Annotated in this window: 11 protein-coding genes; 6 read left to right on the forward strand and 5 right to left on the reverse strand. The window is 63.8% G+C overall.

All coding sequences use genetic code 11. The annotated features are described in order from the left end of the window. A complete protein-coding gene (locus IWX63_RS15575) occupies positions 1–552 on the reverse strand; it encodes a hypothetical protein (RefSeq protein WP_199279070.1) in 552 nt (183 codons plus the stop codon). Next, positions 549–857, reverse strand: a complete 309-nt coding sequence (locus IWX63_RS15580) for a transposase (protein ID WP_199279071.1) — start codon at positions 855–857, stop codon at positions 549–551. Before IWX63_RS15580 ends, IWX63_RS15575 begins: the two co-directional genes overlap by 4 nt. Before the next feature lie 80 nt (positions 858–937). On the opposite strand from IWX63_RS15580, the gene IWX63_RS15585 reads away from it, so the two are divergent. Further along, positions 938–2,083, forward strand: a complete 1,146-nt coding sequence (locus tag IWX63_RS15585; protein ID WP_334685929.1) for an IS110 family transposase — start codon at positions 938–940, stop codon at positions 2,081–2,083. Positions 2,084–2,144: 61 nt separating this feature from the next. On the opposite strand, the gene IWX63_RS15590 is transcribed toward IWX63_RS15585, so the two are convergent. Together IWX63_RS15590 and IWX63_RS15595 are read right to left on the reverse strand one after the other, a co-directional pair. Further along, a complete protein-coding gene (locus tag IWX63_RS15590) occupies positions 2,145–2,678 on the reverse strand; it encodes a hypothetical protein (protein WP_199279072.1) in 534 nt (177 codons plus the stop codon). A gap of 198 nt (positions 2,679–2,876) precedes the next feature. Next, positions 2,877–3,314 (reverse strand): hypothetical protein, encoded by a 438-nt coding sequence (locus IWX63_RS15595; protein WP_199279073.1) that lies wholly within the window; start codon positions 3,312–3,314, stop codon positions 2,877–2,879. Positions 3,315–3,872: 558 nt separating this feature from the next. Between IWX63_RS15595 and mobF the strand changes: the two genes are divergently transcribed. From mobF to arfB, 5 genes are all read left to right on the forward strand, one after another. Continuing rightward, entirely contained in the window at positions 3,873–8,783 is a 4,911-nt protein-coding gene (mobF, locus tag IWX63_RS15600; RefSeq protein ID WP_199279074.1) for a MobF family relaxase, read from the forward strand. Positions 8,784–9,069: 286 nt separating this feature from the next. After that, positions 9,070–10,251, forward strand: a complete 1,182-nt coding sequence (locus tag IWX63_RS15605; protein WP_199279075.1) for an ATP-binding protein — start codon at positions 9,070–9,072, stop codon at positions 10,249–10,251. A gap of 333 nt (positions 10,252–10,584) precedes the next feature. Continuing rightward, the gene (locus IWX63_RS15610) at positions 10,585–10,860 is read left to right on the forward strand and encodes a type II toxin-antitoxin system Phd/YefM family antitoxin (RefSeq protein ID WP_199279076.1); all 276 of its coding nucleotides are present in this window, start codon (positions 10,585–10,587) and stop codon (positions 10,858–10,860) included. After that, positions 10,857–11,150: a type II toxin-antitoxin system RelE family toxin gene (locus IWX63_RS15615; RefSeq protein ID WP_334685930.1), complete on the forward strand. Its 294-nt coding sequence runs from the start codon at positions 10,857–10,859 to the stop codon at positions 11,148–11,150. The genes IWX63_RS15610 and IWX63_RS15615 overlap by 4 nt, the downstream gene beginning before the upstream one ends. A 242-nt stretch (positions 11,151–11,392) precedes the next feature. Next, positions 11,393–11,815, forward strand: coding sequence for an alternative ribosome rescue aminoacyl-tRNA hydrolase ArfB (gene arfB / locus IWX63_RS15620; protein ID WP_199279077.1), 423 nt, complete (start codon positions 11,393–11,395; stop codon positions 11,813–11,815). A 166-nt stretch (positions 11,816–11,981) separates the two neighbouring features. Here the strand turns inward: arfB and IWX63_RS15625 are convergent, their stop codons facing one another. Beyond that, complete coding sequence (locus tag IWX63_RS15625; RefSeq protein WP_334685931.1) at positions 11,982–12,551, reverse strand: EAL domain-containing protein; 570 nt, start codon at positions 12,549–12,551, stop codon at positions 11,982–11,984. Between the last annotated feature and the right edge of the window lie 61 nt (positions 12,552–12,612).

Here is a 12,612-nt window from a genome sequence, read left to right on the forward strand (position 1 = left end):
TCACCAACTACAGACTCCGCTGCCTACTCGCTGCCGGCGGCCACCGCCCCTACCGCGCGAAACGAACCAACCACGCCTAAATGCGAAGGGCCCCTTGATCGCGCAGAGGTAGAGCGTTCCTTCGATCGTTTTGTGCTCTGTGATGTCCGTCAGCCACAACTGATTCGGCTTCTCAGCGGTGAACTCGTGCCGGACCCGGCCCGTGTCGTCCGTGATCGTGCAGAGGTCGTCGTGGACCGGCGGTCCCGGTTTCTTCCCGTTCTTCCCGCGTTTCTTGCCGAATGAGCTCCACCACCCATTGGTCGCGCAGATCCGCCACGCGGTCCGATCAGCCATCGTTTCCCCGGCGTCGCGGGCCTCGTCTGCCAGGAGCCGGTGGCCGAACTCGGGGTCGTCGGTGTGGGCATTGAAGAGTGCGTTCGCACGATACGCCTCAGCGACGTCAGTCGTGGTGACGGGGGCGATCAGCCACCGGTAGTAGGGCTGGCGAGAGAGCTTCAGGACCCGGCACGTCACCGTCACGGGAATCCCGTCGACGGCGAGCTCCTTCACGAGCGGGTAGAGCCTTTTCCCGGTAGGTTCGCCTGCGACAGATACGCTGCCGCCCGCCGCAGGACTTCATTCTCCTGCTCCAACAACCGGACCCGCTTGCGCAGTTCACGGTTCTCCACCGTCTCGCTACGCGCCTGACCAGGCTTGACACTCTCATCGGTCTCGGTGTGACGCAGCCACTTGGTGAGTGTCATCGGGTGAACGCCGAAGTCCTTCGCGATCTGCTCAATCGTCACGCCGGGTTCGCGGTTCCTCGCAACACGCACCACATCGTCACGGAACTCCTCAGGGTATGGCTTGGGCACAGCAACATCCTTCCAGGCCAGCCTCATGGCAAGCCAGATCAGATGTCACCTATCCGTGCAGCAGACCCAAAGGAAGGAGGGTGGCCGCGTTGCCTATCGTTGCGCAGTCCCACCCATTCGTCATCGGCGTGGACTGCCACGCCCGCACACACACCTACGCCATCATCGAGACCAGTACCAAGCGGCAGATCGCGTGCGAGCAGTTCCCGACCACCTCGGCAGGGATTGCCCGCGCACTTGCCTGGGTAGGTCGACGGACGGACGGCGACACAGGGTGTCTGTGGGCCATTGAGGGTATTGGCTCCTACGGGGCGCGCCTGGCTCGGGCAGTAGCCGAGGTCGGCTACGTCGTCGCCGAAGCACCACGGATGAACGCCCGCGGCCGCCGAGGGATCGGTAAATCCGACCCGTTGGATGCTGCCGCCATTGGAACCGCTGTCATCGGCTTAGAGGAGTCTCAGCTTCGAGCCCCGCGCCGGGATGAAGGAACCCGTGCCGGACTCAGGATCCTGAGCGCGGCCAGGGATCAGCTGACGCGGGATCGAACGATGAACGTCAATGCGCTCATCGCCTTACTCCGGGCGCACGATCTGGGAATCGACGCTCGTAAGCCATTGGTTCCCGCCCAGATCGCCACGATCACCAGATGGCGGGAACGACAGGAACAGATCGAGCTATCGATCGCACGCGAGGAAGCAGTCCGGTTGGCGCGTCGCGTCCACGAAGTGACCACTCAGCTGACGGCGAACCAGAAGCGTATGACAGAGCTGATCCGGCAAAGCCCCGCGGCGCCGCTGTTGGAGATGGTGGGCGCCGGGGCTGTCACTGTCGCTACGATCCTGACAGCTTGGTCGCATCCAGGCAGGGTTCGCAGCGAAGCTGCGTTTGCCTCATTGGCAGGGGTGAGCCCCTTACCGGCTTCAAGCGGGAACACTGTCCGGCACAGGCTCAACCGGGGTGGTGACAGGCGGCTTAACCGTGCCCTGCACACCATCACCATGACCCGGATGACCCACGATCCCGGCACCCGGGAGTATGTGGCTAGACGAACGCAGGAAGGCCGTAGCTACCGCGAGATCCGCAGGTCCCTCAAGCGCTATATCGCCCGAATCCTCTATCGCCAACTCAACTCCCTTTACGCCACTGCCGAACCTGCCCGATCTCACGCTGCCGGGGCAGAGGCGGCTCGCATCATCAGCCGAACACCGGAAAAGGCCCCCAGCTAGGAAGAGCGTCTCGCAAGCCGCAGCCCCAGCGCGCATAGGCACAGGTTGGTTGGAGGATCGTTCAGCGGGTGAGTGACGGCGTACGGTGTGTGCGCATTCTGACGAGGGCAATGAGGCCTGTCAGAAGGGATGCGGGTATGCCGATGACACTGAGCAGGAGCAGGGTGTCAATCACCCAGGAAGACTGCCCTGCATCGGCCAGGGCAATCCCTCGGCCGAAAGTCACCATCAGCACCACCCCGAGTAGGCCCACCAGACCAAAGGACACTGAAGCGACCCAAGCAGCCGTCGGATGGTCGCTTCCTTGGCTCCAGGCCTTACCGAAGAGAATTACCGTCACCGCGTGAACGATGAATCCCAGAAGTAGGAGGACTGACACGGCGGCCTGAGGTGCCAGAAAGATGCTGGCGCCCACTGCTGCGGCTAGGAGACTGGCAGTGACGCCAGCAAAAAGCCATGCCAGGGAGAAGCTTGGGTCAGTGGTCCTCAGTTTCGCTGCGAGGACCCAGGAGCCGGCAACGATCACAGGTATAACCAGGAACGGAATCACCGCGACGGCGAGTAGCCCCACTCCGATAAACACGATGATTGTCACACGGTTTCCAGCACTGGTCATTGCAGTCCCCCAACTTCAAAGTTAGGACGACTGTACCCGCGGTGCTCAGGCCAGCCTGGGAAATACGTTCGTAAGCCAATGTTCAGGCGCCCAAAGGCGTAGTTCGATAGTTATCGCTTCCATCCGCGTTGACATTCTCAGTCCCCTCACTTCGTGCTGCCCGCTAGGACTTCGTTGTCAGGCGGCTTTCGTTTCGGCAGCGACCTGATCTGCGACTTCGTCCGCTGTGTCCGCGATCGTCGACGCGGTCCCACCCTTCCAGGTGTCCGCGGATGAGGTGCCGACGACGGCGCCGTCCAGGGCCCGCTTCATCTCGGCGGTACTGAGCCCGAGTCGGGCGGCGACCGCTACCCGGCTCTCTCCGGTGTCGAGCATCTGCTGCACCTTCGCGCCGGCTTCCTTCGCGGCCGCTTCTGCGTCCTGCTCGGCTTTCGCCAGGATCGCATTGGCACGCTCCTGCGCCTCGGCGCGGATCTGCTCGGCCTGCTGTTCCTGCTCGAAGAACTCCGCCGCCAGGTCGATCAATCGCTCGTGCCGCTCAGTGAGTTCCTGGGCTTTCGCCCGCGCCTTCTCCCGTGCCGCGACCTGCTGCGCTGACTTCCTCGGTGCTGCCATGATGGCTCGTCCCCTTCGCTGATCCTGCGCTCAAAACCTGTGCCTGACACTGCCCCGACCGCGACTTGCGATCCGACGCACAATCCCTGCCAAACCTAACGGTTAGCGGCCGCCCACCACGGGCCGACCCCGACCGATCACCGACTATGCCCGACGTCACCGCCGGCACCCGCGAATTGCCTACGAAATACCCATGCGGGCCTCGCTGACGCTCGGACTGGATGCCACGGACGTTGACCACACGTGGACAGCTCCGAGATAACCTCACGTCTCTGCCCTGCCCACCTGGTGGATAACGTCCGTTTGCGGTTGACGCACAATCGAACGACCCGTGGATAACGGTGAAGCTGTTACCCACCGCCCATTCTCATGTGCACAACCGCATCGAGAGTCGATGGACCAATCGTACTGGTTTCCACGGCGCTCCATCTCGGTTTCCTACCTCCGTTGTCACCGTGCGATTTCACACCCTTCCAACCAGCACAATCTGTCACACCTCTTGCATCCTGATAAGTGAGGTCGACAAGCACGCCGCAGCCCGCGAGAATGAGGCTTGTGATGACCGTCCATAAGCTCAGTGCTGGGGACGGTTACGCCTACTACACCTCCGAGGTCGCTAGCGCCGACGAGCTGCGCGCCGGGGACCGGGAGCTGGGGGACTACTACACCGTTGAGGGCATGCCTCCGGGGCAGTGGGTCGGACACTCCGAGCAGCTCCTCGGCGTCTCCGGGGAGGTGACCGAAGCGCAGATGAAAGCCCTCTACGGGGAGGGCCTGCACCCTGAGGCCGCGAGCATCCTCACCGCCGGCGGTACGACCGAGCGGATCAAACTGGGTCAGAAGTACCACCAATATGGTGAAGCCAACACCGACATGACCCGTCGTATCGACGAGGAAGTAGCCCGGTTCCGGCGCACTAGCGGGCCCGCCTGGGCCGGAGTCGAGAACGCGGACAAGGCGCTGCCGAAGGAGGTCATGCACGAGATCCGTTCCCGGGTCGGAGGTGAGCTGTTCCGTGAATCCCACGGGCGGAACGCCCGCAGCAACGAAGAACTCGCCCGCTACATCACCGCGCACACCACCCCGAAGCAGCAGACCGTCGCCGGGTACGACCTGGTGTTCTCACCGGCGAAATCGGTGTCCCTGCTCTGGGCGCTCGGCGGCGACGAAGCACGGCAGGCCGTCGAGGCGGCACACAACGAAGCCATCCAAGAGACCATCGCGTTCCTTGAGAGAAACGCCCTTTACACGCGTCGGGGGAAGAACGGAGTGCGGCAGATCGACGTCGACGGTGGTCTGGTCGCAACGCAGTTCCGGCACTACGACTCCCGGGCCGGCGACCCGCAACTGCATGACCACGTCGTCATCGCGAACAAGGTCCGCGGTACCGATGGGAAGTGGTCCTCCATTGACGGGCGGACCCTCTACAAGATGGGCGTCGCCGCCTCCGAGACGTACAACGCGAAGGTCATCGAGAAGGTCTGCGCGTCCCTCGGCGTCAGTACGGTCGCCCGCGCTTTTGGCGGCGGGGGTGAGCCGATCGTCGAGGTCGCCGGCATCGACCTCGACGCCATCCACCGGGCATCCTCGAGGCGCACCAACATCGCCGGAGCGATCAACCGGCTCGAAGGCGAGTTCACTTCACGGCACGGGTACTCTCCCAGCGATAAGCAGAAGATCGCCCTCGCACAGCAGGCCACATTGGAGACCCGGCCGGAGAAGAAGAGCGCCCGGCGCCTGTCCGAGCTGGTCGACGAATGGCAGAAGGACTACAGCACGGGGTTGGGCGCCGGGGTGGGGATGCCGGTCGGACCGGCCCTCCTTGAGCACGTCCGCAGTACCAGCGCCCGGGCCCGTACTGGCGCCCAGGCCGGTCCCACCGTCGCTGACTTGAACGTGCATGAGCATGCTCGTGGAATCGTCCACGAGCTGTCAGCCAAGCGCGCTTCATGGGGTCGGAATCACGTCATCGCCCAGACCCGCCGGCACTTCAAAGACGCCTTTCCCGGGCAGACCATCACCGACGAGACCGTGGATAAGGTCGCCCGCTCCGTCACCGGCACCTGCAGTCTCCAGGTCACACCGGAAGCCATCGCACCTCGCCTGCGCGAGTTCCAGCGGGCCGACGGATCGAGCCAGTTCCAGCAGGCCGACAGCGCCTTGTTCACCTCCCAGGAGGTGCTGAACGCGGAGCACAGGGTCCTCGCCGCCGGACAGAAGACCGTCATCCCAGCCGTGTCCATGGAACGCTTCGACGCAGTCCTGGCGAAGCACACCGAAGCCGCGGCCAAGGCCGGCAAGCCATCCCTGTCCCAGGGACAAATCGACCTGGCGCGCGCGTTCGCTACCGACGAGAAGCTGCTGACCCTCGGTATCGGCCCGGCAGGAACGGGTAAGACCACAAGCCTGTCCCTGGCCGCCGACGCCGTCCGGGACACCGGCGGACGGGTCATCGGGCTCGCCCCTACCGCCGCCGCGGCCGCCGTCATGAGCGGAGACCTCGGAGCGGAAGCCACGACCATTGACGCGTTCCTGGCCACTCATCGCAACCAGCAGCAGAACCAGCAGGACAACGGCGGAGGCGCACGTTCGAGCTTCATCAACCCGGCCTTCACGCTCGGCGCCGGGGATGTGATCATCGTCGACGAAGCGGGGATGGTCACCACCCCGAAGTTCGCGGACGTTGTCGCCGTCGCCGCCCGCAACGGCGCTGTCGTCAGGGCCATCGGGGATGACCGCCAGCTCGGAGCTATCGGCTCCGGCGGGGCGCTACGCCTGCTCAACAACGAGGTCGGAGCGGTCCGCCTCGAGGAAGTCCACCGCTTCCGCACGGACGGCGAGTCGGAGGCATCCCTGGCGCTGCGCGAACCACCCGCAGCCGGTGTGGACATCCCGTTCCACTGGTACCTCGAGAACAACCGTGTCACCGCTGGTACCACCGAAGCCATGACCCAGGACGCCCTCGCAGCGTGGATCGCCGACACCCAGGCCGGTAAGACGTCGCTGCTGGTCGCCACCGACAACGCCACCGTCACTGACCTCAACGCCCGTGCACAGGCCGCGCGCATAGCCACCGGCGACCTCACAGACGGCACCGGTCCGATCACCGAGGCAACACCGTCCGTCGTGCTCCGCGATGGCCTGCGCGCCTATGCCGGGGACACCGTCGTGACCCGGAAGAACGATCGCACCCTGCAGGTCAACCAGGGCAAGGACTTCGTCAAGAACAACGACGTCTGGACCGTCGAAAAGGTCACCGCAGACCCAGCCACCGACGGAAGTTCCGACACAGCTGCAGGGCAGGAGACGCAGCGCGTCACCTTGAAGCATGCTGGCCATCGCGGACGGATTACCGTCGACGCCGAATACCTTCACGAGCACGGGCAGCTCGGCTACGCCGCGACCGTGCACCGCACCCAGGGCGCGACCGTGGATACCGCGCACGCGATTCTGGACGAGCGGACCGACCGCGCTGGCGCCTACGTCGCAGCCACCCGCGGACGCGAGACGAACCGTCTTTATGTCGCCCTCGGCGAGGAGAACGACCAGGCCGTCACCCGTGACAGCGTCCTGTCCACGATCACCGCGAACTACGACCGGACCCTGTCAGCGCACGAAGCAGTACGGCTAGAGGCCGTCCGCTCCGGTGACGTTGCCACCCTCGCCAGTGTTTACACCGAGGTCGAGAACGCCGCATGGGAAGCCAAGACCAGGACCATCGCAGCTTCAGTTCTTGGCCCGCGGACCGCCGTGCAGTTCACCTCACACGACGTCTGGGGAGCAGTCGCCACGCACCTGCGCGCAGCAGAAGCACAGGGACTCGACCCAGCCGTCCTCCTCGCCCAAGCCGCGGGCGTCAGCTGCGGCAGCAGCGGGCACAACGCCGAACACAGCATCTGGCACAGCATCAGGCAGGGGATTGGCCGGACCCGTGCCGATACCGGGCATCTGCGGGGGTTCGATGACGCTCAGGACCCAGCGGCCGTCCTCGCGTACCGGCTCGAGCAGCGCATCGACGCCGCCCGCAGCCTCCTCACCAACGCCGACCGGCGTCCGCTCGGTGCTGTCACGGATGATCACCTGCAGCGCCTCGCGGACCAAGCCGCGAAGCACGCTGTAGGGACCGAACTGCCGCACTGGGTGCCCGACGAGGCGGCGATGGACGCCGGGTTGGATGAGGGGTGGGCGGCGCGCCCGTTCGCTCTGATGCGAACCTACCCCCTCACCGACGCCCGCACCCAGGTTCTGCAGCGGATCCAGGCCATCGACCCCACCGCAGCATCGGGCACAGAGACACAGAGATCTGTGTCGAAGGATCAGTGGAGGGTGCAGGCGATGACCGTGGAGATGGAACGCCGACAAGATTTGTCCCCGGCCCAGGCAGCGATCGAGCGCACCGCCCGCGGGGAAGATCCCCGCTCCGCACACCAAGTCACCATCGGCGACGTTATCCGGCACGAGCAGCAGCTCCGCGCCGTCGCACTGCCACATGTAAGTAATCCCCGCAATGCTGGTAATGCAAGTAAGACAAGGAATGCAAGCATTTTGCCGGTTGCCGTCGGGTCGGTCAGCGAGGATCTTGCACCATCTGTTCTCCTGCGCGATGATCTGGTGCCGGCGGCGTACCGGAACGAGCTTGACCGGCTCCGGGCGCACCTCGGACAGAAGGTCATGGTCCGTGGCACTCAACTCGCGGAGGAGAAGCCAGAGTGGACGGCCGCCCTCGGACCCGTGCCAGGGAAGGGCGCGAAGGCCTCCGAATGGCACCGCGTCGCAGCCGAAACCGAGGCATACCGGAACCGGTACAACATCGGCAGCCACGAAACATCCTTAATCCCGAAGCAGTATCGGGACGACCCGACCGCCCGGCGCCTCATCAAGTGTGCCACCGCCCTGCACAAGCACAGTCGGCTCACCACCGTGGCACCGCGAACGACCACGCAGATCGAGCAGGGAGCGGACGAGGCAGTGATCGTCGACCGGATGAGCACCGAGCAGGCGGCCGCCCGCCGTGTCATCGACCGAATGCGCGCAGAACGCGCCGCCGCCAGCGATCCCCTCCCGGCACCGCAGCAGCGCGAAGCGCGGATTGTGGACGCCGGACAGGCCGAACTAGTACCGCCGCAGGGCGACGATATGTCGGCCGCCGTCGCCCGCGTGCTCGCCAGGCACCGCGCACAGGCAGCAGCGGCCACAGGTACGGCAACACCGGTGACACCTAAGGTCGCCGGCGATTCGGCCCCCACCGTTCAGAACCCGAACACAAAGGAGTCCGCTGTGAACGAGAACAAGGGTTCCGCCCGCCCTGACAACCGTCGCTCGTGGTGGGGTAAGGATCAAGCCGAGGTCCTCCGCAGGAGGAAGGCTGCGCCGGAGAAGCCCACGACGAAGTCCGCACAAGACGAAGCGGCTTCCGCAGTTCGTAGGGCCACGGAATCCTCAGATCGAAGCAGGGGCAGGTCGTTCTAAGGGGCTGAGCGGTCAAGCTCTATTCGAGTGAGCCCAGCGCAGCCAACGTACAGGCAGACTTCGCGCTCAGCAGCTGCCCGATTCCGATCTTGCCAACCAGGGTGGTCATAGTGGCAGCTATACCAAGGAGAGCTGACTAACAAGCCGAACTGGATACGACATCGATGAGGAACAGCGGCATAGCGGCGCTCGGAACCATGACTCTGCCTGCTGTGATCAACACGGAGGTGAGGACCTTCCCGCGACCACTACAATAGAATAAAATAAATACGATTTGGAGGCCGCAATGGTTGAGACAGCGCCAAGCCCGTTCACCCCGGGCTATGGCAAGAAACCTGCCATCTTTGGGGGCCACGGGGAAGACCTCAGCGAACTCAGGGCCGTCTTCGAAACCCTCGACTTCGGCGAGAACCATTCCGTCCTCGTCTCAGGACTTCGCGGAGTCGGTAAAACCTCGTTCCTCACTACTCTCCAGGACGCCGCGCGCGAAGCCGGATGGCTCGTCATAAGCGATGACGCCAGCGCCGGACTCATGAGCCGGGTGATGGACTCGACCATCCCCACTCTCATCAACGAGATGACACCAGAGACTCGCGCACGTCTCACCAAACTGGGCATCTGGAATATCAGCGCTGACATCGAGTACGTTGACCGGCACCGTGTTGTAAAACCGCAGCTGCGCACCGACCTGGTTGCTCTGTCCTCCGCGATGGGCGCGGACGGCGGCATCCTCATCACCGTCGATGAAGTGTCTGCCGGAAAGGTACGCCTGCGCGAGCTGAGCAAGTTTGCCCTGCAAGTTTCCCACGCTCTCGAAGACGGTGCGCAGATCATGGTCGTCTTTGCGGGTGTGAAGGTCAGCTTGGATGCACTGCTTGCCGAGGAGCACACTACGTTTCTTCGGCGCTCACGCGAGCTCGAGTTTGAACGCCTCTCGGCTCCCGAAACACGACGCGTGTTCGTCGAAACTGCTGGTATCGGCGGACGCGCCATCGACGAGGAGGCACTAGACAAGCTTGTCTCCCTTGCTCAGGGCTACCCCTACCTCGTACAGCTCGCTGGGGACTACGCGTGGCGTAACAACAGCATCGCCCCATGCATCACCCTCGTTGATGCCACCGTCGCCCACGACCGGGCGATTCGTGCGATCGAAAGCCGCGTTATCAGTCGCGTCTACGGCGATCTCTCCGATGTGGACCAGAAATTTCTTAACGCCATGGCGGAGGACGAAGACCGCTCCAAGGTTGCAGACATCGTCAATCGGATGAACGTATCCGACGCCTATGTTCAGGTCTACAAGAAGCGTCTTATCGACTCCGGCTACGTCCAACCCGCCGGCCACGGTTACGTCCAATTCTCCCTGCCGTACCTTGGTGCCTACATTCGGCGCCAACTTGCCGCTGAAGCCCGCGACGGCGGCAATGAGGGGGGATGGGGCGCCTACCCTGCGCCGGACCTACCCGCCTGAGAGCAGCCCGGCGCGCCACTATCCCGGGTTCGAGGCCCCGGGAGGGGTCTGTCCGACTACCAGACCCGCGGCAGCAAGAGGCCGAGCCGTGGGGGAGTAAGGTGCCCGGTCGTCTGGTCGAGGATCTGCGCGTCAGTTCCCGCACATCAAAGGGTTCTCGAGCAGGAATCTGTACTACACGCGTGCTTTGGCAGGATGCCTGCGAACGGGGAGTCGTATCACCGAGTCCTATTCAGCAAATCCTGCAATAGGATCACTTCTAGTTGACATAATCACGGTTATCGGCTAAAAATCTGGCTATTCATTAGCCAAACTTTGGGCTAGAATTAGAGCATGAGAACGGTACCCTTGAGTGAAGCGAAGGACAAGCTCTCGTCCCTGGTCGATGAAGCCGATAGGACGCACGAGATCATCCAGATCACCCGGCACGGGCATCCGTCGGCGGTTCTGATGTCCGCCGATGATCTGGAGTCCCTCCAGGAGACCATCCATTGGCTGTCGCAGCCCGGCATCAGGGAGGATCTGGCACAGGCCAAACGCGACATCGCGGAGGGCGCAACAGTCAGCGGCGATGACCTGCGCCGCGAGTTCGGACTGCCGCCGAGGTGAGCGAAACACCACCGAATGATCAAGGTTCGTGGAAGATCGAGGTCACCAGTCCGGCGCTGAAGGGGTTCCGTCAGCTCCCCGAGAAGGCCGCCGCCGCGATCGTCGAATTCGTCACCGGGCCCTTGGCCGATAATCCTCGCCGGCTCAGCAAGCCCCTCACGAACGAACTCCTGGGCTTGCGCACCGCGCGCCGCGGTGACTACCGGGTGCTGTTCACCCTCGATGTCGAAGAGCACATCCTGTACGTCCACCGCATCGAGCATAGATCCAGCGTCTACAAGCCCCGCTGACCCCAGTCAAGCGCCGGGTTCCGCTACGAACTTGAGCAACGCCTCGTTACCCGCAAGTTGACGAAACGCCGGTTGTCGGCGCCCACCATAACGAGTTCCGGTGGGAGCTTTTCCGAGCGACGGCACACCCGCCAGTCGCCGGGCGGTGCTGGTCGCTGCCGCGCACGGTCAAGTCGTTGACGGAACGACCTCCAATAGTTGATGCCTGCCGCCAGACACGCCTGGCGTGTCACGCTTACTGCGTGGATCTTGAAGTGACATCGGACTTGATCATTCCGGCGACCGAGTTGCAGTGGAAGTTCTCCAGGTCGTCCGGGCCTGGCGGGCAGCACGTCAATACTTCTGACAGTCGGGTGCAACTCACCTGGGTGGCATCGGAGTCGTCGACGCTCAGCGATGAGCAGCGGATGCGAATCGTTCACCAGCTCGCCCGAAACTTCGCCTCGGGCGCGATCACGGTGACAGTGTCGGAGCAGCGGTCCCAGTTGCGGAACCGCGAAATCGCTCTCAAGACGCTCGGCGAAATTGTGGCCGCCGCACTTACCCCTTCGCCCCCTCTGCGCCGCGCGACGCGTCCCACGCGCGGCTCCGAACGTCGCCGTTTGGCGTACAAGCAGCAGCGATCCGCGACTAAGCGGCAACGCCGACGGCCCACCAGCGAATAACGGCTCACTGTGGCCGGTGCTTCGTGACGCACGCGGACTTTGCGACGAGGAGGAGATGGTCCAGTTGCGCGGTGCTGCGGCTCTCAGCAGAGAGTCTGTGCTCCCGTGTTTCCGTGCATCTCCGACCGGGGTCTGGTGAAACGGGGACCGGTCCTTGCGGCGCCCATCAGCCCACGATGGTCGGCGTCACTGTCCCGTACAGGAAACCCTGGGTTCGGTCGCATCCGAAACGGTGCAGGTAGTCCGCCTGTATCTCGGTTTCGACTCCTTCGGCCGTGACTTCGAGACCGAGCGTGTGCGCTAGTGCGATCATCGATTCCACGATGGGCGACCGATCTGCAGGGCCACCAATTCTCTGGATGAAGGACTTGTCGAGTTTGACGGCGTCGACGGGCAGGTCCTGGAGTTGGCCGAAGGATGAGTAGCCGGTGCCGAAATCGTCGAGTGCGATGCGCACTCCTGCGCCGCGCAATGCCGCGAGTTCAGCGATGACATGCGGGTCGGCCCCGAGGAAGAGGTGTTCGGTGACCTCGAGCACAAGTTGCTGGGGACGCACCCCGTTGCCTTGGACTGTTACAAGGGTTTTTGCCGCGAAACCGGTTCGTGCGATTTGAAGTCCTGAGACGTTGACCGCCAGGCTGCGGTTCGCATCCTCAGCAAGCCACGCACGGGTATTCTGGCAGGCTTGGGCGAGGATCTGTTCGCCTAGGGCGTGTCTCCTAACCGTTTGAGCCAGAGGGTAATCGCGCGTAGTACGGCGCCGCCGCGGTAGGTGAGGGCGAGTTTGTCGTAGCGGG

The sequence above is a fragment of the Arthrobacter sp. CAN_A2 genome (assembly GCF_015752045.1).
Lineage (GTDB): Bacteria > Actinomycetota > Actinomycetes > Actinomycetales > Micrococcaceae > Arthrobacter_D.